The sequence below is a fragment of the Streptomyces sp. O3 genome (assembly GCF_054788135.1).
On record NZ_JBTVYK010000079.1, the window covers coordinates 1 to 21,584 of the forward strand.

Consider the following 21,584-nt stretch of genomic DNA (forward strand, 5'->3'; position numbering starts at 1 on the left):
CAGCACGCGGTTCGCAGCTTCCGGGTTATCAGTCGCCGTGAGCACGTACCCCCCCCCCCACCCCCGACCCACAACGAGACAACAGCGCGGCTCACCGCGCGGCAGCGCGGCGGTCCGCCCAGGACAGGGCGAGGAGCACCGCGACGACCACGCCCGTGGACACCAGCGGACGGCCGCCCCACGCCACCGCCACCCCCACGGCAACCACCGCGGCCGCCGGATAACGCCACAAAAACAGCCCCGCACTCCCCACAGCCCTGGCGACGGGAAGGGCGCACACCCACCACAGCGCCAGCACAGCCACCCCCACGGCCACCGCCAGAGCCACGGCAGAGCGGCCACCGTCAGAGCCACCGCCGCCGCCACCCCCGCCCTGCACGCCGTCCACGAGGAACCGCACCCCCGACCCCACAGCGCACAGCGCCCCCAGGATCAGGTAGTGCCCGTACGTCCAGCGCCCAGCCGAGCGACGCCGCGCCGCGAGCCAGGCGTGCGGCATGCCGCAGTAGAGCCAGACCAGAGACACCACGACGCCCACCGACAGCACGGCCACGACCAGCAGCGGGCCCCGCTCGCCGGCGTCGTCCAGACCCAGCCGCACCGACCAGACGGTCGCGGCCACCGTCTGCGCGGCCACGGTGAGCGCGAACCTGAGGTGCCGCCCCGCGAGGTGGCCGGGGTTGACCGGCGGCTCACCCCGGCGGGCCGCCCACAGCGGCGCGGCGACCTCGCCCACCGCCAGCAGGACGAAGGACGGGAACGACCACGGCTCGGGCAGCGCGAGCCGCACCCCCCAGCCCACCTGCAGCACCAGCAGGGACGCGGCGAACCGCAGACACGTCGCGCGCCGCAGCGGGTCCCCCAGAGCCGCGCGGCACCACTGCGCGGCGAGCGGCACCCGCATCACCGCGTACCCCACGGTGATGACGGCGAAGTCCCCCGCGGCGAACGCACGCGACACCCCGGCGGCGAGCACACAGGCCCCGATGATCTGCAGCGCGGTCACGGCCCAGGTGAGACCGTCGTCGGTGTCGTACGCCGAGGAGAACCTGCTGAACGCGAGCCAGGCCCACCAGATCGCGAAGAACACCATCGCGAACCCGAGCAGCGCCTCCCCCGCCCCGCCCACGGCTCCACCGCCCACCCCGCCGATGGCTCCCTCGTACTCTCCGTCGCCGGACAGCGCCTGAGCGAACTGCACGGCGGCGAACCCGGACGCCGCCGAGAAGGCCAGGTCGAACAGCAGCTCCAGCGCGGTCTGGCCACGGGCCTCGGACGGATCCCGCGGCCGCATCCGCCGATAGAGCGGAGGAAGCGGAGGCACCGCCCCGCCCGCCGCCCCCGAACCCCCCGAAGGGGCTGTCACGCCCGCCCGCGCGGAACGGCGCGGACCGTGACGGCCAGCACGAGCAGGCACGCCGTCGCGGCGGCGGCGAGGCCGAGGGGCGACAGTACGTCGGTCAGCGAGGCCAGCAGGCCGAGCAGCACCAGGACGCCGATCACCACCAGCCGGGAGTAGGCGACGAGGCCGCTCCGGGCGTGGATGTAGAGCAGGTTCCCGACGAGATAGAGGACGGGACCGCCGGTCACGCACCAGATGACCGCCGGTTCGAGGTGCCCGGTCGGATGCTTGGTGACCTGCTCGATGGACACCGCCACCACGATCGCCCCCGCGATCATCACCGCGTGGGCGTAGGCGAAGCCCGAGCGGGCGATGGCCGTCTGCAGGGCCCCCACCGGGTCGGCCTCGCGCTCGCGCCCGATGTGGACGCCGAAGTAGTTCCACCACAGCAGGACGAGGCCGCAGAACCCGATCAGGGTCGCGGCGGCCACCCGCCCGGTCAGCTCGACCTCGTCCAGCGTGAATCCCATGATCAGGATGGACTCGCCGAGCGCGATGATGAAGACCAGCCGGTTGCGCTCGGCGAGGTGCTCACGGTGCAGCGGCCAGGTGTGCGCGGGCGCCGACCCGAATCCGGGCACGAAGAAGTCGACCATCGGCGCCCCGTAGTCGATCGCCACCGCCGCCAGCCACCACCACAGCCGCTGCTCGTCCGGCGCGAACGCGCCCACGAGCCAGAACACCCCCGCGAAGGCGCTCCAGGACAGCAGTCGGGCGTAGTTCCCGCCGAGCACCCGGCCCCGGCAGGCCACCACCATGAAGGCCGAACGCAGCAGCTGGAGCCCCACGTAACACACCGCGAACAGCACGGCGTCCGAACCGAAGGCGTGCGGCAGCGCCACCGCCATGCCGAGGCCCAGCAGCATCAGCACGGCCGTCAGCTGACGGACCGCCACACTGTCCGGGTTGAGCCAGTTCATGGCCCAGGCGGTGTAGTTCCAGCCCCACCAGACGGCGAGGAACAGCACCGCGGCCTGCGCCACTCCCTCGCCCGTCAGGTGCGCGAGCAGGAAGTGCGACAGCTGCACGACGGCGAACACGTAGACGAGGTCGAAGAACAGCTCGATCGGCCCCACCTCGGGAGCGTCGCCTTCCGCTCGATCCCTGAGGAGCCGCTGCTTGATGCGCTGTACGGTCATCGGCCTCAGTGTCCCGAAGCACCCCGAGTCCCCGCCGAAGACACGCCCGACCAAAGCCGACGCGGCAGCCGATCAGCGCGAGAGCGCCGCCCGTACCGCCCCCACCAGCGCCTGGGCCCGCGGATCGGCCGTGACGCCCTTCTGGAAGCCGTTCGTCACATAGCCGAAGGCGATGCCGGACTCGGGATCGGCGAAGCCGAGCGGCCCGCCGCGGCCGGGGTGGCCGAAGGAGCCGGGGCCCAGGAGCGGCGAGGCCGGGCCGTGGAGCATATAGCCGAGGCCGAAGCGGGTGCTGACGACCAGGACGCGGTCCGGGCCCGCGGCTTCCTCGGCGCGGGCGAGGGCCGCCGTTTCGGGCGCGAGGAGCCGGGGGCGGCCCGCGACCGGGCCGATGAGGGCGGCGTAGAACGCGGCCAGCGAGCGGGCCGTGGCGATGCCGCCCGACGCGGGGAGCTCGGCGGCCCGGTACGCGGGCGCGTTCTCGTCCGGGGGCAGCAGGGCGCCGAAGGCACGGCGGGTGAGCGAGCCGGGGTCCGCGTAGGCGTCGGCGACCGCGCGCTTGGGGCGCAGCCGCAGGGCAGGGGAGTGGGCCGGCGGCTCGACCGGGCCGATCCGGCCCACCCGGCGGGCCTGTTCGGGCGGCAGGCCTATCCACAGGTCGAGGTCCCACGGGCCGGTCACCTCCGAGGCGAGGAAGGCGCCGAGGGTCTGGCCGGTGACCCGGCGCACCAGCTCGCCGAGCAGCCAGCCGTAGGTGTGGGCGTGGTAGCCGTGCGCCGTGCCCGGCTCCCACGCCGGTGCCTGCTCGGCGAGGCGCTCCGGGGCGTGGGACAGCTCGTCCGCGCCCAGGGGGCGGTCCAGGGCCGGGACCCCGGCCCGGTGCCCGAGCAGGTGGCGGACCAGGGTCCGCTCCTTGCCGTGCGCCTTGAACTCGGGCCAGTACGCGCCGACCGGCGCGTCCAGGTCGAGCCGCCCGCGCTGGTGCAGGAGGAGCACCGCCGCGGCGGCCACGCCCTTGGTCGCCGAGCGCACGATCTGCGCGGTGTCCCGCTGCCAGGGGTCCGTCCCGTCGACGTCGCGGACACCGCCCCACAGGTCGACGACCGGCTCTCCGTGCCGGTGGACGGAGACCGCCGCGCCGCGCTCGCCCCGCTCGGCGAAGTTGCGTACGAACGCGTCCCTGACCGGCTCGAAACCCGGCGCTGCCATCCCCTGGACGTCCACCACGCGCTCCCTCGACTGCCGCGCCCCGGTGGCGCCCGTATCCCTCCCAGGGTGCAACATTCACCCACTCCCCCCGATTCCGGGGCCGACCGGGAGCGGAGACGGGGGCGACTAGGCTGGAAGGCCGATCGTCCCCCAATCTGGAGCGTTGATGGCCGTCAATCTGGTCAATGTCGAGTCCGTCAGCAAGGTGTACGGCACCCGTGCCCTGCTCGACGGAGTCTCCCTCGGCGTCTCCGAGGGAGACCGGATCGGGGTCGTCGGCCGCAACGGCGACGGCAAGACCACCCTGATCCGGATGCTTGCCAAGCTGGAGGAGGCCGACTCGGGGCGGGTCACGCACAGCGGTGGGCTGCACCTCGGCGTGCTGACCCAGCACGACTCGCTCGACCCTGAGGCCACCATCAGGCATGAGGTCATCGGCGACCTGGAAGACCACGAGTGGGCGGGCAGCGCCAAGATCCGGGACGTGCTGACCGGGCTGTTCGGGGGCCTCTCGCTGCCGGGGTTCGACCGGGGCCTGGACACCGTGATCGGGCCGCTGTCCGGCGGCGAGCGGCGGCGTATCGCGCTCGCCAAGCTGCTGATCGCCGAGCAGGACCTCATCGTGCTCGACGAGCCCACGAACCACCTCGACGTCGAGGGCATCGCCTGGCTCGCCGCCCATCTGCGGGCCCGGCGCTCCGCGCTGGTCTGCGTCACCCACGACCGGTGGTTCCTCGACCAGGTGTGCACGCGGATGTGGGACGTCCAGCGCGGCACGGTCTTCGAGTACGAGGGCGGGTACTCGGACTACGTCTTCGCGCGGGCCGAGCGCGAGCGGATCGCCGCCACCGAGGAGGCCAAGCGGCAGAACCTGGTCCGCAAGGAGCTGGCCTGGCTGCGGCGCGGCGCTCCGGCCCGTACCTCCAAGCCCCGCTTCAGGGTGGAGGCGGCCAACGAGCTGATCGCGGACGTGCCGCCGCCGCGGGACACCTCCGAGCTGCGGAAGTTCGCCTCGTCCCGGCTCGGCAAGACCGTGTTCGACCTGGAGGACGTGACCGTACAGGCCGGGCCGAAGGTGCTGCTCAAGCACTTGACCTGGCAGCTGGGGCCCGGCGACCGGATCGGCCTGGTCGGTGTGAACGGCGCGGGCAAGACCTCGCTGCTGCGCGCCATGGCCGACGCCGCGCGCAGCGAGGGCGAGACCCAGCCCGCCGCGGGGCGGGTCGTCGTCGGCAAGACCGTCAAGCTGGCCTATCTCTCCCAGGAGGTCAGCGAGCTGGACCCGGATACGCGGGTGCTCCAGGCCGTCCAGCAGGTGCGCGACCGGGTGGACCTCGGCAAGGGCCGGGAGATGACCGCGGGGCAGCTCTGCGAGCAGTTCGGGTTCGGGAAAGAGAAGCAGTGGACGCCGGTCGGCGACCTGTCCGGCGGTGAGCGGCGGCGGCTGCAGCTGCTGCGGCTGCTGATGGACGAGCCGAACGTCCTCTTCCTGGACGAGCCGACCAACGACCTGGACATCGAGACGCTGACCCAGCTGGAGGACCTGCTCGACGGCTGGCCGGGGTCGATGGTGGTGATCTCGCACGACCGGTTCTTCGTCGAGCGGACCACGGACCGGGTGTTCGCCCTGATGGGAGACGCCACGCTGCGGATGCTGCCGCGTGGGATCGACGAGTACCTGGAGCGCCGCAGCCGGATGGCCGAGGCCGCCGCGGCGCAGACGCAGGCCCCGGCCGCGTCGTCCGCCGCGTCCGCGGCGCGGGCCCCGGCGACCTCGTCGGCTGACGCGCGGGCCGCCAAGAAGGAACTGCAGAAGGTGGAGCGGCAGTTGGACAAGCTGTCACAGAAGGAGAGCACGCTGCACGCGCAGATCGCCGAGCACGCCACCGACTTCGACAAGGTCGCGGGGCTCGACGCGGAGCTCCGGGAACTGCTGGGGCAGCGGGAGGAGTTGGAGTCGCGCTGGCTGGAGCTGGCCGAGACGGTCGGCTGAGCGCCTGAGCGCGTCCGCCCGCCGGTCGCTCCGCGCGTCCGCCCGTCGGCCAACTCCGCGCGCCCGCCCGGCGGTCACTCCGCGTGCATAACGAGGGCATCACGGGCCGGTCCTCCCTTGGGTACAGGGGGGTGACCGGCCCGATTCGCCGCGGCGGTGGGTGATACAAAGAACTCCCGCTTGACTGACTCAGAGTTGCGGGACCATGCCTGATTCGCTCCTTTCCGGGGGATGTGCCACCGGAATTGCGGGGGAGAACGGTCGGGCCCTGGTTCCGCGTGAAGAGGTACACCGCTGATGACTCAGCCGCCACAGCCACCAGGTCAGCCGCCGCAGCCTCCCGGCCAGCCGCCGACCCCGCCGCAGGGCCCGCCGCCCGGGCAGCCGGGTGGCCAGCCGGGGTACGGCTATCCGCAGCAGCCGGGTCCGTACGGCCAGCCGCCGACCGCGCCGGGTCCGTACGGCCAGCCGCCCCAGGCGGGCCCGTACCACCAGCCGCCGACCCCGCCAGGGCCGTACAACCAGCCGCCGAGCGCGCCGGGTCCGTACGGTCAGCCGCCGCAGTTCCCCGGCGCTCCCGGCGCCGACGGTGCGGGGCCCGGTGACGCCGGGGGCGGTGGCTTCTTCAAGGGCAAGCCCGCGGTCGTCATCGGCGCGGCCGTGGCCGCGCTGCTCGTCGTCGGTACCGGCGTCTTCTTCCTCACCAGCGGTGATGACGGCGACAAGAAGAAGGACGAGGCCAAGCAGCCCGCCGTCGAGAAGACCGACGACGCGAAGCCCTCGCCGTCATCGCCGTCCTCGTCGCCCACGGTCGACGAGGGCGACGGCAGCGGCGGCCGCCCCGACAGCCGCGGCGACAACGGCGACCTGAACGCGGGCAGCAAGCCGGGCGACGCCAAGGCCTGGATGGTCAGGAACGACCAGAAGATCCCCGGCGACGGCGCTGAGCTGCTGAGCATCTGGGTGGAGGGCGACACCGTCATCCAGGCCGGGTACAAGAAGGTCTCCGCGTTCGGCGTGAGCGACGGCCAGGAGAAGTGGACCCTCCCGCTGCCCGCCCCGGCCTGCGGGGCCCCACCCGCCCCCAACGCGGACGGCAAGGTCGTCATCCTCCACGAGAACGGCCTGACCAGCAGCCGTAAGAAGAAGTGCAACCAGCTCCAGCAGATCGACCTGAAGACGGGTAAGGCGGGCTGGAAGAAGGAGGTCGACAAGGGCGGCCTCTTCGACATCGGCGGCGAAGGCCTGGCGATCGCGGGCGACACCCTCACCGTGTCCCGCGGGCAGTCCCACGTCGCTTACGCGATGGCCGACGGCAAGAAGCTCTTCGACGTCACGCGGGGCGAGGAACTCTGCTTCCCCAAGGGCGTCGCGGGCGGGGCCAAGCTGCTCAGCGTGTCCTCCTGCTCCACCAGCCCCGACGAGAACGGCCAGCTCCAGGAGCTGGACCCGAAGACCGGCAAGGCCAAGTGGAGCTACCGGAGCCCCAAGGGCTGGGAGATCGACAAGGTCTACTCCGCCGACCCGGTGGTCGTCTCGCTGAAGAACAGGGACGAGAAGACCTGGACGGTCGTCGCGTTGACGGACGGCGGCAAGGTGCGCTCGCAGCTCAAGAGCGACGGCAAGGACAAGTTCAAGACGGGCTGCGGCAGCATGTTCTCGTTCGGTGACGACGTCGACGGCTGCCAGGGCGTGGTCGTGGGCGGCGACACTCTCTACCTGGCGACCGCCGACGAGGGCTCCGCTACCTCGGGCGGCCGCTACAACGAGATCGTCGCCTTCAGCCTCGCCACCGGCAAGGAGAAGTGGCGGGGCAAGGCCGACGACAAGCGCACCGTCATGCCGCTCGCCATGGAGGACGGGAACCTGGTCGCCTATGTCGAGGCGTCCTACCGCCAGGCCGGGCGGGTCGTACGGTTCGGCGCCTCGGGCGGCAAGCCCACGACCGTACTGCGGCACCCGGACAGTGCGGCGGGCGCCGAGAGCTCGATGGGGATCTCGGGCGCGGTGGCCTACGCCGACGAGCGGTTCTTCATGACGCCGTCGCGGCTGCGGGCCAAGAAGTCCGATGAGGAGGAGGGGGCCCGGATGCTGGCATTCGGCAAGTGAGCGGCCGCGGTGCGAGTCCCGAATCCCGCTTCCCGCTTCCCGAATCCCGAGTCTCTAGTCCTGAGTCCCGTTCCACGTCCCCACGTCCCGTTCTCCAGAGGTAGAAAGTCATGACGCAGCCTCCTCCTCCGCCCAACCAGCCGCCGGGCCCGCCCCCGAACCAGCCTCCTGGCGAGCCCTCGGGCGAGCAGCCGCAGCAGCCCCCGGCCCAACCCCCGGCCCAGCCGCCGTCCGGTGGCTTCGGCGCGCCCCAGGACCCGCCGCCCGGCGGTGGCTTCGGCGCCCCGCAGGACCCGCCGCCCGGCGGTGGCTTCGGCGCGCCCCAGGGCGCCGGCTACGGCTACCCGCAGACGCCGCCTCCGGGCGCCCCGCCCGCCCAGCCGCCCACGCAGCCCCTGGGCCAGGCCGGTTACGGCTACCCCGGCCCGCCGCAGCCGCAGCAGCCCCAGTACGGCGGCGGCTACCCGCAGCCGCCGACCATGCCGATGAAGGCCGGTGCGCCCGGCCCCGGCGGCGGCAAGAAGTCCAACCCCGTGATGGTGATCATCGTCGCCGCCGTGGTCGCGGTGGCCCTGATCATCGGCGGTGGCGTCTGGTACGCGTCGTCCCAGGGCGATGACGACAAGAAGGACGAGTCCAAGAATTCGGCCGGCACCGGCGGCAAGGACCTCGACGACAAGAACGCCGAGGACAAGGACGCCGAGGGCGAGGACGCCGAGGGCGAGGGCGACGACAAGCCCGCGGTCGGCGACGAGAAGGTGCCGTCGAACACCGAGTCCAGGGTCCAGTTCCAGCTGCCGGAGCCCAAGGTGGACAAGGACATCAGGACGCTGGACGTGCACGGCTCGTGGATCACCGACAAGGTGTACGCCAAGAGCGGCGACAGCAAGATCGTCGGCTACGACCCGGTCAAGGGCTCCGAGCAGTGGACGATCGAACTGCCGGGCCCGGTCTGCGGCGCCAGCCGTGAACTCACCGACGACGACAAGACGGCGGTGCTCCACCAGCCGGACAAGCCCACCAAGAAGGAACGGCACCACGGCTGCACCGAGGTCACCGCGCTGGACCTCGAAGCGGGCAAGAAGCTGTGGACCAAGGCGGCCAAGAAGGGCGACCGCAAGGCACGGCTCGACGAGGTCACCATCTCCGGCACCACCGTCGCGGCGGGCGGCACCGGCGGCGGCGCGGCCTGGTCCATCGACGGCAAGGCCCTCTGGGCGCCCAAGGCCTCGGACACCTGCTACGACAGCGGATACGGCGGCGGCGAGGCGCTCGTGACGGTGCGCAAGTGCGGCCGCTACGGCGACCGCAAGCTGGAGGTCCAGACCCTGAACCCGGCCTCGGGCGCCGTCCTGTCCAGCTACGAGCTGGCGGACGGCATCGAGTGGGCGCACGTCGTCTCGTCCAAGCCGCTGGTCGTCGCGACGAGGCTGGACACCGAGGCCCGTGGCTACGACTACTTCTCGATCGACAACTCCAAGAAGAAGGCCACGGCCTACGCCAAGATCACGGCGCCCGGCGACCGGTACGAGGGCCGGTGCGGCGCGACCGAGGTGGGCGACTGCCGCGGGCAGGTCGTCAGCGACAGCAAGCTCTACCTGCCCACCAAGGGCGAGAGCTTCGGCAGGTCGAACTCGATCGTCTCCTTCGACCTGAAGACCGGCAAGAGCACCGGGGACAAGATCGACGCGGGCGAGAAGTGGTCGTTCCAGCCGATGCGCATGGACGGCGACAACATCCTCGCCTACAAGTTCCCGCCCTACGACAAGGGCGGCCAGGTCGTCACGATCGACCCGAACACCATGAAGGAGACGCTGCTCCTGCAGAACCCGGCCGAGAAGTCGATCCGGGACGCCGAGACCGGCTTCCTCTTCGACCACTCCGAGTTCCGCTACAGGGACGGCAAGCTGTATCTCTCCGCGCAGCTGGTCAGCTCCTCGAACTACGGTCGCAAGTCCTACCTGGCGGTGTCGTTCGGCGCGAGCTGAACCGGTACTGAGCCCGGTGCCGCGGCGCGCTGCCGCCGCGGCACCGGGCTTTCCGCATTCCGGGGGCTTCTCGCGGGTAGGGAGCGCGCAACGTCGAACAAGCGTGTAGCTTCCGGGGAATGGCGGGCTGGGGGGACCGGAGTTCGCCGGGGCAGTGGGGAACGTGGGGGTTGCTCGATGGGTGTACGGCTCATAGTGGTCGACGATCACCGCCTGCTCGCCGAGGCGCTCGCCTCGGCGCTGAAGCTCCGCGGTCACCGGGTGCTCGCCGCGGCCGCGCCCGCGGCCGGGGCCGCCGAACTGGTCGTGGCCAGGGCGCCCGACGTGTGCCTCCTCGGCACCGCGGCCCCCGCCGATCCTGGCGTCTTCGACCCGGTGTCGCGGATCAAGCGGGAGCGGCCGCAGGTGGCCGTCGTGGTGCTCGGCCCGGTGCCGTCGCCGCGCGGCATCGCCGCCGCGTTCGCCGCCGGCGCCTCCGGATACGTACGCCATGACGAGCGGATCGAGGGCGTGGAGCGCGCCATGATGAAGGCGCGCGCCGGGGAGGCGGCCATCGCCCCGCAGCTGCTCCAGGGCGCGTTCGGCGAGCTGCTCAACCCGGTCGCCCAGCCCGACGACGAGGGCCAGCGGCTGCTGCGGATGCTCACCCCGCGCGAGGTCGAGGTGCTGCTGCGGGTCGCGGACGGCGAGGACACCCGGCTGATCGCGGCCGGGATGGGGATAGCGCCGAGCACCGCGCGTACGCACGTCCAGCGGGTGCTGATGAAGCTGGACGTCGGCTCACGCCTGGAGGCGGCGGCGCTGGCCGCGCGCACGGGACTGCTCGACCGGGCGGGCCCGCTGGACGGGCAGGCGGCCCTCGCGCCCGGTTCGGTCCAGCAGGGCAGAACCGAACCGAACTGATCCAAACAGTACCCACTGTACGTATTCCACCAGGCCCGGCCGCGGTCAGCCATTGACGTGTGTGTTCGTTCGTGGTTTCTTGCGTTCGGTTCTGTTGTTTCCGTGTGTGGAGGAGCGGCCCCAGTGAAGAAGACCTCGACCCGTCTCGCCGACGGTCGGGAGCTCATCTACTACGACGTGCGCGACGATGTCGTACGCGACGCGGTGGACCGGCGCCCCCTCGACCCGACCGCCACCGCGTCGGCGGTCCGCACCGACCCTCTGCTCGGCGACTCCGTCGCCATCGCCTCGCACCGGCAGGGCCGCACCTACCATCCGCCCGCCGACGCGTGCCCGCTGTGCCCGTCGGACGGCGACCGGCTCAGCGAGATCCCCGACCGGTCGTACGACGTGGCCGTGTTCGAGAACCGCTTCCCGTCGCTCGCCGGTGACACGGGCCGCTGCGAGGTCGTCTGCTTCACCCAGGACCACACGGCGCGCTTCGCCGACCTCACCGACGAGCAGGCCGCTCTCGTCCTCGACGCCTGGACCGACCGCACCGCCGAGCTCTCCCAACTCGACTCCGTACGGCAGGTGTTCTGCTTCGAGAACCGCGGCCCCGAGATCGGGGTCACCCTCGGCCACCCGCACGGCCAGATCTACGGCTACCCGGACGTCACCCCGCGCACCGCCCAGACACTGCGCCGCGTCGCCGCGCACCGCGAGCACACCGGGCGTAATCTCTTCGCGGACGTCCTGGAGTCCGAACTGGCCGGTGAGCGCGTGGTGCTGGCCGGTGAGCACTGGGCGGCCTTCGTGCCGTACGCCGCCCGCTGGCCGTACGAGGTCCACCTGTACCCCAGGCGGCGGGTCCCCGACCTGCTGGCGCTGGGCGAGGCGGCGCGCACAGAGTTCCCACAGCTGTATCTGGAACTGTTGAGGCGCTTCGACCGGATCTTCGGCGCGGGCGAGCCGCCGACGCCGTACATCGCCGCCTGGCACCAGGCGCCGTTCGGCCCGCTGGCGGAGTTCGACGTGCGGCGTGAGGAGTTCGCCCTGCACCTGGAGCTTTTCACCATTCGCCGTACGTCGGGGAAGCTGAAGTTCCTCGCGGGCTCCGAGTCCGGCATGGGCGCGTTCATCAACGACGTGCCGCCGGAGGCCGCGGCACACAGACTGCGGGAGGTAGCGAGTTGAGCGGCAGGTATCTGGTCACCGGCGGCGCGGGCTATGTCGGAAGCGTGGTGGCGGCGCATCTGCTGGCGGCGGGGCATCGGGTGACCGTCCTCGACGACCTGTCCACCGGCTTCCGCGAGGGCGTGCCAGCCGGTGCGGACTTCCAGGAAGGCAGGGTCCAGGACGCGGCTGAGCAGCTGGACCCGTCCTATGACGCGGTGCTGCACTTCGCGGCCTTCTCGCAGGTCGGCGAGTCCGTCGCCAAGCCCGAGAAATACTGGGACAACAACGTCGGCGGCACCATGGCGCTGCTCGCCGCGATGCGCTCCGCCGGGGTGCGCCGCCTGGTCTTCTCGTCCACCGCGGCGACGTACGGCGAACCCGCGGGCACGCCGATCACGGAGACCGCGCCGACCGCGCCGACCAGCCCCTACGGCGCGTCCAAGCTCGCCGTGGACCACATGATCGCCGGGGAGTGCGCGGCGCACGGACTCGCGGCCGTGTCCCTGCGCTACTTCAACGTCGCGGGCGCGTACGGCGACTGCGGTGAGCGGCACGACCCCGAGTCGCACCTCATCCCGCTGGTGCTCCAGGTCGCCCTGGGGCGGCGCGAGTCCGTCTCCGTCTACGGCGACGACTACCCGACGCCCGACGGCACCTGCGTCCGCGACTACATCCATGTCGCCGACCTGGCCGACGCGCATCTGCTGGCCCTGGACGCGGCCGTCGCGGGCGAGCACCTGGTCTGCAACCTCGGCAACGGCAACGGCTTCTCGGTCCGCGAGGTCATCGAGACGGTCCGCGAGGTCACCGGACACCCGGTCCCGGAGGTCCGCGCGCCGCGCCGGGCCGGTGACCCCGCGGTGCTGGTGGCCGCGGCGGCGCGGGCGCGTGAGCGGCTGGGCTGGCGGCCCTCGCGCGCGGACCTCGCGGGGATCGTCGCGGACGCGTGGGAGTTCGCACGGAAGAGGGAGGAGGAGCGCCCGTGACCGTCAGTGAAGTCACCGAAGGTTTCCGCGCGTTGTACGGGCGGCAGCCCGACGGCGTCTGGGCCGCGCCGGGGCGGGTCAACCTGATCGGTGAACACACCGACTACAACGACGGGTTCGTGATGCCCTTCGCCCTGCCGCACACCACGCTCGCCGCCGCGGCCCGCCGCGACGACGGCGTGCTGCGGCTGCACTCGGGATCGCCCGACGTGCCGGGCGACGTGGTCGAACTGCGCCTGGACGAACTGGCCCCCGGCCGTGCGGACGGCTGGGCCGACTACCCGGCGGGTGTGGCGTGGGCGCTGCGGGACGCCGGGTACCCGGCCGGCGGCGCCGAGCTGCACCTCGCGTCGACGGTGCCGCACGGCGCGGGGCTCTCCTCGTCCGCCGCGCTGGAGGTAGCCGTCGCGCTGGCCCTGAACGACCTGTACGGACTCGGCGTCGGGCGCGGGGAGTTGGCCGTACTGTGCCGCCGGGCCGAGAACGCGTACGTGGGCGCGCCTACCGGGATCATGGACCAGACGGCGTCCGCGTGCTGCACGGCGGGCCACGCGCTGTTCCTCGACACCCGCGACCTCGCCCAGCGTCAGGTCCCCTTCGACCTGGCGGCGCACGGGCTGCGGCTGCTGGTGGTGGACACCCGCGTCAAGCACGCGCACAGCGACGGCGAGTACGGGAAGCGGCGTACGGGCTGCGAGGCGGGTGCGGCGGCGCTCGGCGTGCCCGCGCTGCGCGATGTGCCGTACGCCGAACTGCCCGCGGCGCTCGCACGGCTCACGGACCCTCAGACGCGCCGCCTGGTGCGCCATGTGGTCACCGAGAACGAGCGCGTGAGCCGCACCATCGCGCTGCTGTCCTCCGGTGCGGCGGCCGACCTGCGGGCCATCGGGCCGGTGCTCACCGAGGGGCACGCCTCGCTGCGCGACGACTTCCGGATCTCCTGCCCGGAGTTGGACCTGGTCGTGGACACGGCCCTGGCGGCGGGCGCGCTGGGCGCGCGGATGACCGGCGGCGGCTTCGGCGGCTCGGCGATCGTGCTGGCGGAGGAGTCGGCGGTGGCCGCGCTGACCTCCGCGGTCGAGAAGGCTTTCGCCGCCGCCGGGTACTCCGTGCCCCGCGTGTTCGCGGCGGTTCCGTGCCGGGGGGCGCACCGGGTGGTGTGAACCCCAGTTCTGCTCAGTTCTGCCCAGTTCCGCAAATCGGCCTCGGCATCCGCCGCTCGGCCGTACGCTGATGAACAGCACCGGTGGGGGCCGGTGTTGATCAGGGGGCGAGACAGCCGGGTACGACGCCTGGAGTGGGGGTAACAGTCACAGCACGGCGGCGGCCGTGCGGGGTGACCCCTCATTCCGGGCGCCGTACCCGTGCGGATCCGTCCCCTACTGGTTTCCGGGGCCGCTACCCGGACGCGGGGCACGGCCGCCGGAAGACGGAGCCTGGGGGTTTCACGTGGGTCGAATCCGGGTCCTGGTCGTCGACGACCACCGCATCTTCGCCGAGTCGCTCGCGGCCGCGCTCGCCGCCGAGCCCGACGTGGACGTCTCCGCCGCGGGCAGCGGCCCGGCCGCGCTGCGCTGCCTGGAGCGGGCGGCCGCCGAGGGGCGGTGCTTCGATGTGCTGCTCGTCGACGCGGACTTGGGCGTCGCGGTCGACGGGGGCGGCGGTGCGGGCGGGGTTCCGGGGCCGCGGTCCGCTCCCGATCTCGCCGATGGCGGCCCGGCCGACGGCATCTCCCTGGCGGCGGGCATCCGTTCGGGCCAGTCGGGGGTCCGTACGGTGGTGCTCGCCGAGCGGGACGACCCGCGCCGGGCCGCGCTCGCGCTGGGGGCCGGCGCCTCCGGATGGGTCGCCAAGGACTGCTCGCTGTCCCGGCTGCTGGCCGTCATCCGGGGCGTGCTGCGGGACGAGACCCATCTGCCGCCCGCGCTGCTCACCGGCGTGCTGCGGGAGCTCACCGCGGCCCGCAAACACCGCACCGAGAGCGAACGGCTGGTCGAGTCGCTCACCCCGCGCGAGCGTGAAGTGCTGCGGTGCATGGTCGCGGGCCTGGGGCGCAAAGCCGTCGCCGAGCGCCTCTTCCTGTCACCGCACACCGTTCGGACGCATATGCAGAACGTCCTGGGGAAGCTCGGCGTGCACTCCACCCTCGCGGCCGTCGCGCTCGCCCGCAGGGCGGGCGTCGGCCCGGTGGACCTGGCGGGGGCGGCGTCCGGAGCGGTGGGAGCGTCCGGGTCAGGGGATGTTGTCGAACGGGGCGGTCAGCTGGCGCAGTAGCGAGGCCAGTTCGCCGCGCTGCGCGCGCGACAACTCGGCGAGGATCGCCCGCTCCTGGTGCAGCAGCCCGGCCAGCGCCTGGTCCGCGCTCTCCCGCCCCTGGGCGGTCAGGCGGACCAGCACGCCACGCCGGTCGCTGGGGTCGGGCAGCCGCTCGACCAGGCCTTTCTTGGCGAGTCTGTCGATGCGGTTGGTCATCGTGCCGGAGGTGACCAGCGTCTGGGTGAGCAGCTGACCCGGCGAGAGCTGGTACGGGGCGCCAGCGCGCCGCAGCGAGGTCAGGACGTCGAACTCCCAGGGCTCCAGCTCATGCTCGGCGAAGGCGAGCCTGCGGGCGCGGTCCAGATGGCGGGCGAGCCTGCTGACGCGGCTGAGCACCTCGAGTGGTTCCACGTCGAGGTCAGGGCGCTCACGGCGCCACGCTGCCACCAGGCGATCGACCTCGTCCTCCATGGCGATCAGTGTAGTGGGTATGTCGACATGAAGTCTCTTGACGTCGAGAGATATATCGGGTTCCGTGTGGGCAGCGTCTTGTTTCCTCACCCGGCGGACGCGGTTCTCCGCGTCCGTGGCTCGCACCACGCAGGGAGCTCGTACATGCTTGCCGCACCAACCTGGGACCCGCAACAGTATCTCCGGCACGCCGGGCACCGGGCCCGTCCCTTCCACGACCTGCTCGCTCGGATACCCGAGCCGCCCGGCACCGGAGACGCGCCGCGCATCGTCGACCTGGGCTGCGGGCCCGGCAACGTCACCGCGCTGCTCGCCGAGCGCTGGCCTGACGCGCACATCACCGGCGTGGACAGCTCGCCCGAGATGCTCGCCAGGGCGGAGCGGTACGCCGGGCCTACGGCGGGCGGCGGGCGCCTTGACTTCCGCGCGGGTGACGCGGCGGACTGGGCGCCGGACGGGCCGTACGACCTGATCGTGTCCAACGCGGCGCTCCAGTGGGTGCCGAACCATCCCGAGTCCTTCCCGCGCTGGGTCGCGGCGCTGCGTCCGGGCGGCAGCCTCGCCTTCCAGGTGCCCGGCAACTTCACCTCGCCCAGCCACGCGCTGCTCGGCGAGCTCTGCGAGTCGGAGCGGTGGCGCGGGCGGCTCGGCGACCTCGGGCGGCGGTACGTCCATGTGCTGGACCCGGCGGAGTATCTGCTGCGCCTGGTGGACCTCGGCTGTGCGGCCGAGGCCTGGGAGACCACGTACTGCCAGCTGCTCACGGGGGAGGACCCGGTCTTCGACTGGGTCAAGGGCACGGCACTGCGGCCGGTGCTCACGGCGCTCGACGGCGCGCCGGACGCCGCGGCTGAGTTCCTTGGCGAGTACCGCGATCTGCTCCGTAAGGCCTATCCGGCGGGGCCGCATGGCACGGTGTTCCCGTTCCGGCGGATCTTCGCCGTGGCGACGAAGGAGCGCTGAGCGCTGAGCGCGGCTGCGGTCGCGGTCGCGGTCGGTTGGCTGTGGGTCGGGGGCCCGTCGGGGGGTACGTGCTCACGCCGACTGGTTACCCGGCGGCTGCGGACCGCGTGCTGCCCAGGTCACAGTCAGCGCTCCGCTCGCACCCCCCGACGGGCCCCCTTCCGTCCGTCGGCGGTCTACGGATCGTGGGGGGCTGTTCGGGGGTGCTCCCCCTTGGTCCGTGAGCGGCCGTTGTGCGTCCCGGCGTGTCTGGGGGGTCAGCTCTTGCGGTGGCCTATGAGGCGGGGCTTTGGTTCCAGGCCGTCCAGGCCGTGCCAGGCCAGGTTGACCAGGTGGGCCGCTACCTCGGCCTTCTTGGGCTTGCGGACCTCCAGCCACCACTGGCCGGTCAGGGCGACGCTGCCGACCAGGGCCTGTGCGTACAGGGGGGCCAGCTTGGGGTCGAAGCCGCGGCTCTTGAACTCGTGGCCGAGGATGTCCTCGACCTGCGTGGCGATGTCCGAGATCAGCGAGGCGAAGCCGCCGGTCGACTGGGGGATGGGGGAGTCGCGGACCAGGATGCGGAAGCCGTCCGTGTACTCCTCGATGTAGTCCAGGAGCGCGAAGGCCGCCTGTTCGCACAGTTCACGCGGGTGGCCCGCGGTGAGGGAGCTGGTCACCATGTCCAGGAGGCGTTGCATCTCGCGGTCCACGACCACCGCGTACAGGCCCTCCTTGCCGCCGAAGTGCTCGTAGACCACGGGCTTGGAGACCCCGGCCTTGGCTGCGATCTCCTCTACGGAGGTGCCTTCGAAGCCCTTCTGGGCGAAGAGCGTGCGGCCGATGTCGAGCAGCTGTTGGCGCCGCTCCGCGCCGGTCATCCGGGTTCGGCGGGTGCGTCGGGGTTTGTCGCTGGTGTTCGATTCGGTCGCCACGTTCTCTATCATGCCGCGTCGGCCGGTTGTGGCCTGCGCCGGGAGGCGATCCGGTCGCGGGACGGCCAGCGCACGTCATAGGCCAGGCCCAGCTGCTCGCACCAGCGGATGATCCGGGCCGACGAGTCGAGCTGGCCCTTCAGGACGCCGTGCCGGGCCGAGGTCGGGTCGGCGTGGTGGAGGTTGTGCCAGGACTCGCCGCAGGACAGTACGGCCAGCCACCAGACGTTGCCCGAGCGGTCGCGGGACTTGAAGGGACGCTTGCCGACCGCGTGACAGATCGAGTTGATCGACCAGGTGACGTGGTGCAGCAGCGCCACCCGTACGAGGGACCCCCAGAAGAAGGCTGTGAAGGCGCCCCACCAGGACATCGTGACCAAGCCGCCGACCAGGGGCGGGATGGCGAGCGAGGCGATGGTGAAGAAGATGAAGCTGCGGGAGATGCGGCGGATCGCCGGGTCCTTGATCAGGTCGGGCGCGTACTTCTCCTGAGAGGTCTGCTCCTGGTCGAACATCCAGCCGATGTGCGCCCACCACAGGCCCTTCAGCAGGGCGGGGACCGTCTCGCCGTAGCGCCACGGGGAGTGCGGGTCGCCCTCGGCGTCCGAGAACTTGTGGTGCTTGCGGTGGTCGGCCACCCAGCGCACCAGCGGGCCTTCCACGGCCAGCGAGCCCGCCACGGCGAGGGCGATCCGCAGCGGGCGCTTCGCCTTGAAGGAGCCATGCGTGAAGTAGCGGTGGAAGCCGATCGTGATGCCGTGGCAACCCAGGAAGTACATGAACACCAGCAGGCTCAGATCCAGCCAGCTGACCCCCCAGCCCCAGGCCAGCGGGACCGCCGCGAGCAGAGCCGCGAAGGGGACGGTGATGAAGAGGAGGAGGGTGATCTGCTCGAGTGATCGCTTCTGCTCGCCGCCCAGCGTCGCGGCGGGCGGCGGCGTGCTCGCCTGCGGGGCGTCGTCGATCACGGCGGAGCCCGTGCGAAGGTCGGAGCTCGTGGTCATGGGCGTCCCTTTGCGGGGTCGGGGGCGGGCGGAAATGCCGTGCGCCGTCGCCAAGCGCTGGTCACGGGCTGCCTACGCTCCCGTAACCTACGGCGACGTAAGTATGGCAGCGGGCGGCCCGCCCACAAGAGGGCCACGGAACGGCGGTGTCGATTCGAGACCTATCCTGGTGACGTCGGACAGCGTGGTCCGCTCCGAGTCTTCCCCGGAAACCCGGCGCTCACGAGTGACCGGGGAAGCGCCCCAGACGAGCTCTACACTGCAAGGAGCCGCACCTGTGAGCAGTGCCGACCAACAGGCCGACCAGCAGGCCAGCCCCATGACCAGCGCCGAGACGACCAGCGCCGAGCTGCGCGCGGACATCCGCCGCCTCGGCGAGCTGCTCGGCGAGACCCTCGTACGGCAGGAGGGCCCCGAGCTGCTCGACCTCGTCGAACGGGTCCGCGCCCTGACCCGCAGCGACGGCGAGGCCGCGGCCCGCCTGCTCGGCGAGACCGAGCTGGAGACCGCGGCCAAGCTGGTCCGCGCCTTCTCCACGTACTTCCATCTGGCGAACGTCACCGAGCAGGTGCACCGCGGGCGCGAGCTGCGGCACCGGCGGGACGCCGAGGGCAGCACCCTGGCGCGCACGGCGGACCGGCTCAAGGACGCCGACCCCGAGCACCTGCGCCAGACGGTAAAGAACCTCAACGTGCGCCCCGTCTTCACCGCCCACCCCACCGAGGCCGCCCGCCGCTCGGTGCTCAACAAGCTGCGCCGGATCGCCGAGCTGCTCGACGCGCCCCGCTCCTCGTCCGACCAGCGGCGGATGGACCTGCGGCTCGCCGAGAACATCGACACCGTCTGGCAGACCGACGAGCTCCGCGTGGTACGCCCCGAGCCCGCCGACGAGGCGCGTAACGCCATCTACTACCTGGACGAGCTGCACACCGGCGCGGTCGGGGACGTCCTGGAGGACCTCACCGCCGAGCTGGAGCGGGTCGGCGTCGAACTGCCCGCGGACACCCGCCCGCTCACCTTCGGCAGCTGGATCGGCGGCGACCGCGACGGCAACCCCAACGTGACCCCCCAGGTCACCTGGGACGTGCTGATCCTCCAGCACGAGCACGGCATCACCGACGCGCTGGAGATGATCGACTTCCTGCGCGGACTGCTCTCCAACTCCATCCGCTACACGGGCGCCACCGAGGAGCTGCTCACCTCGCTCCAGACCGACCTGGAGCGGCTGCCGGAGATCAGCCCCCGCTACAAGCGGCTGAACGCCGAAGAGCCGTACCGGCTCAAGACCACCTGCGTACGGCAGAAGCTGGTCAACACGCGCGAGCGCCTCGCCAAGGGCACCCCGCACGAGCCGGGCCGCGACTACCTCGGCACCGCCGAGCTGCTGCACGACCTGGTCCTGATCCAGACCTCGCTGCGCGAGCACCGCGGCGGGCTGCTGGCCGACGGCCGGATGGACCGGACGATCCGCACCCTGGCGGCGTTCGGCCTCCAGCTGGCCACGCTGGACGTCCGCGAGCACGCCGACGCGCACCACCACGCGCTCGGACAGCTCTTCGACCGCCTCGGCGAGGAGTCCTGGCGGTACGCGGACATGCCGCGCGAGTACCGGCAGAAGCTGCTCGCCAAGGAGCTGCGCTCGCGCCGCCCGCTGGCGCCCACGCCCGCGCCGCTGGACGCGGCGGGCGAGAAGACGCTCGGGGTGTTCGAGACGGTCAAGAAGGCCCTGGCGGTCTTCGGGCCCGAGGTCATCGAGTCGTACATCATCTCGATGTGCCAGGGCGCGGACGACGTCTTCGCCGCGGCCGTGCTGGCGCGCGAGGCGGGCCTGATCGACCTGCACGCGGGCTGGGCCAAGATCGGCATCGTGCCGCTGCTTGAGACGACGGACGAGCTGCGCGCCGCCGACGTCATCCTCGACGAGATGCTCGCCGACCCCTCCTACCGCCGTCTGGTGTCGCTGCGCGGCGACGTCCAGGAGGTCATGCTCGGCTACTCGGACTCGTCGAAGTTCGGCGGTATCACGACGTCCCAGTGGGAGATCCACCGGGCGCAGCGCCGTCTGCGTGACGTCGCCCACCGGTACGGCGTACGGCTGCGTCTCTTCCACGGCCGCGGCGGCACCGTCGGCCGCGGCGGCGGCCCCTCGCACGACGCGATCCTCGCCCAGCCCTGGGGCACCCTGGAGGGCGAGATCAAGGTGACCGAGCAGGGCGAGGTGATCAGCGACAAGTACCTGGTGCCCTCGCTGGCGCGGGAGAACCTGGAGCTGACCGTGGCGGCCACCCTCCAGGCCTCGGCCCTGCACTCCGCGCCGCGCCAGTCGGACGAGGCGCTGGCCCGCTGGGACGCGGCGATGGACACCGTCTCGGACGCCGCGCACGCCGCGTACCGGCGTCTGGTGGAGGACCCGGACCTGCCCGCGTACTTCTTCGCGGCCACGCCGGTGGACCAGCTCGCCGACCTGCACCTGGGCTCCCGGCCTTCGCGCCGCCCCGACTCGGGCGCGGGCCTGGACGGCCTGCGGGCCATCCCGTGGGTGTTCGGCTGGACCCAGTCGCGGCAGATCGTGCCGGGCTGGTTCGGTGTCGGCTCGGGTCTGAAGGCGCTGCGCGAGGCGGGTCTGGACTCGGTGCTCGACGAGATGCACGAGCACTGGCACTTCTTCCAGAACTTCCTCTCCAACGTGGAGATGACGCTCGCCAAGACCGACCTGCGGATCGCCCAGCACTATGTCGACTCGCTGGTGCCGGAGGAGCTCAAGCACGTCTTCGACACGATCAAGGCCGAGCACGCGCTGACCGTGAGCGAGGTGCTGCGGATCACCGGCGGCGAGAAGCTCCTGGACACCCAGCCCGTACTTCAGCAGACCTTCGGCATCCGTGACGCCTATCTGGACCCGATCTCGTATCTCCAGGTCACGCTGCTGAAGCGGCAGCGTGAGGCGGCCGCGGCGGGCGAGGAGCCGGACCCGCTGCTGGCACGGGCCCTGCTGCTGACCGTGAACGGCGTGGCGGCGGGCCTGCGCAACACCGGCTGATGGCTTCTTCCCGAACGGCCGCGCGGCCCCGCCACACTGTGGCGGGGCC

The 21,584-nt window shown here is 72.1% G+C and carries 16 protein-coding genes; 10 read left to right on the top strand and 6 right to left on the bottom strand.

All coding sequences use genetic code 11. From position 1 onward, the window contains the following. Nucleotides 1–91: 91 nt before the first annotated feature. The 3 genes from ACX6XY_RS28000 to ACX6XY_RS28010 all read right to left on the bottom strand — a co-directional run bounded on the left by ACX6XY_RS28000 (nt 92) and on the right by ACX6XY_RS28010 (nt 3,765). On the bottom strand, nt 92–1,294 hold the full coding sequence (locus ACX6XY_RS28000; protein ID WP_460336672.1) for a low temperature requirement protein A: 1,203 nt from the start codon (nt 1,292–1,294) through the stop codon (nt 92–94). A 68-nt stretch (nt 1,295–1,362) separates the two neighbouring features. After that, nucleotides 1,363–2,541 (bottom strand): low temperature requirement protein A, encoded by a 1,179-nt coding sequence (locus tag ACX6XY_RS28005; protein WP_460336675.1) that lies wholly within the window; start codon nt 2,539–2,541, stop codon nt 1,363–1,365. Between the two features lie 72 nt (nt 2,542–2,613). Then, entirely contained in the window at nt 2,614–3,765 is a 1,152-nt protein-coding gene (locus ACX6XY_RS28010; protein WP_460336677.1) for a serine hydrolase domain-containing protein, read from the bottom strand. Nucleotides 3,766–3,916: 151 nt separating this feature from the next. Between ACX6XY_RS28010 and ACX6XY_RS28015 the strand changes: the two genes are divergently transcribed. The 8 genes from ACX6XY_RS28015 (at nt 3,917) to ACX6XY_RS28050 (ending at nt 15,161) form a co-directional block, all read left to right on the top strand. Beyond that, complete coding sequence (locus ACX6XY_RS28015) at nt 3,917–5,743, top strand: ABC-F family ATP-binding cassette domain-containing protein (RefSeq protein ID WP_460336680.1); 1,827 nt, start codon at nt 3,917–3,919, stop codon at nt 5,741–5,743. 297 nt (nt 5,744–6,040) lie between these two features. After that, nucleotides 6,041–7,852: an outer membrane protein assembly factor BamB family protein gene (locus ACX6XY_RS28020; RefSeq protein WP_460336683.1), complete on the top strand. Its 1,812-nt coding sequence runs from the start codon at nt 6,041–6,043 to the stop codon at nt 7,850–7,852. A 110-nt stretch (nt 7,853–7,962) separates the two neighbouring features. Then, nucleotides 7,963–9,840 (top strand): outer membrane protein assembly factor BamB family protein, encoded by a 1,878-nt coding sequence (locus tag ACX6XY_RS28025; protein WP_460336686.1) that lies wholly within the window; start codon nt 7,963–7,965, stop codon nt 9,838–9,840. 177 nt (nt 9,841–10,017) lie between these two features. Beyond that, nucleotides 10,018–10,743 carry a helix-turn-helix transcriptional regulator gene (locus ACX6XY_RS28030; protein WP_460336689.1) on the top strand — a complete coding sequence of 242 codons (726 nt, stop codon included), beginning with the start codon at nt 10,018–10,020 and terminating at the stop codon, nt 10,741–10,743. A 123-nt stretch (nt 10,744–10,866) separates the two neighbouring features. Then, a complete protein-coding gene (galT, locus tag ACX6XY_RS28035) occupies nt 10,867–11,919 on the top strand; it encodes a galactose-1-phosphate uridylyltransferase (protein WP_460336692.1) in 1,053 nt (350 codons plus the stop codon). Further along, nucleotides 11,916–12,887 carry a UDP-glucose 4-epimerase GalE gene (galE, locus tag ACX6XY_RS28040; protein ID WP_460336694.1) on the top strand — a complete coding sequence of 324 codons (972 nt, stop codon included), beginning with the start codon at nt 11,916–11,918 and terminating at the stop codon, nt 12,885–12,887. The genes galT and galE overlap by 4 nt, the downstream gene beginning before the upstream one ends. Continuing rightward, on the top strand, nt 12,884–14,050 hold the full coding sequence (galK, locus tag ACX6XY_RS28045) for a galactokinase (protein WP_460336697.1): 1,167 nt from the start codon (nt 12,884–12,886) through the stop codon (nt 14,048–14,050). Before galE ends, galK begins: the two co-directional genes overlap by 4 nt. A 286-nt stretch (nt 14,051–14,336) precedes the next feature. Beyond that, nucleotides 14,337–15,161, top strand: a complete 825-nt coding sequence (locus tag ACX6XY_RS28050) for a response regulator transcription factor (protein WP_460336700.1) — start codon at nt 14,337–14,339, stop codon at nt 15,159–15,161. Here ACX6XY_RS28050 and ACX6XY_RS28055 read toward each other — a convergent pair. Beyond that, complete coding sequence (locus ACX6XY_RS28055) at nt 15,120–15,614, bottom strand: MarR family winged helix-turn-helix transcriptional regulator (RefSeq protein WP_460336703.1); 495 nt, start codon at nt 15,612–15,614, stop codon at nt 15,120–15,122. The two genes, ACX6XY_RS28050 and ACX6XY_RS28055, sit on opposite strands and share 42 nt — an antisense overlap. Nucleotides 15,615–15,758: 144 nt before the next feature. On the opposite strand from ACX6XY_RS28055, the gene ACX6XY_RS28060 reads away from it, so the two are divergent. After that, nucleotides 15,759–16,577, top strand: a complete 819-nt coding sequence (locus ACX6XY_RS28060) for a trans-aconitate 2-methyltransferase (RefSeq protein ID WP_460336705.1) — start codon at nt 15,759–15,761, stop codon at nt 16,575–16,577. Nucleotides 16,578–16,834: 257 nt separating this feature from the next. Here ACX6XY_RS28060 and ACX6XY_RS28065 read toward each other — a convergent pair whose 3' ends face one another. Continuing rightward, the gene (locus ACX6XY_RS28065) at nt 16,835–17,503 is read right to left on the bottom strand and encodes a TetR/AcrR family transcriptional regulator (protein ID WP_460336708.1); all 669 of its coding nucleotides are present in this window, start codon (nt 17,501–17,503) and stop codon (nt 16,835–16,837) included. Beyond that, on the bottom strand, nt 17,500–18,495 hold the full coding sequence (locus tag ACX6XY_RS28070) for an acyl-CoA desaturase (RefSeq protein ID WP_460336711.1): 996 nt from the start codon (nt 18,493–18,495) through the stop codon (nt 17,500–17,502). Before ACX6XY_RS28070 ends, ACX6XY_RS28065 begins: the two co-directional genes overlap by 4 nt. A 319-nt stretch (nt 18,496–18,814) precedes the next feature. Here ACX6XY_RS28070 and ppc point away from each other — a divergent pair, with 319 nt between their 5' ends. Then, the gene (ppc, locus tag ACX6XY_RS28075) at nt 18,815–21,535 is read left to right on the top strand and encodes a phosphoenolpyruvate carboxylase (RefSeq protein WP_460336715.1); all 2,721 of its coding nucleotides are present in this window, start codon (nt 18,815–18,817) and stop codon (nt 21,533–21,535) included. Nucleotides 21,536–21,584 lie beyond the last annotated feature (49 nt).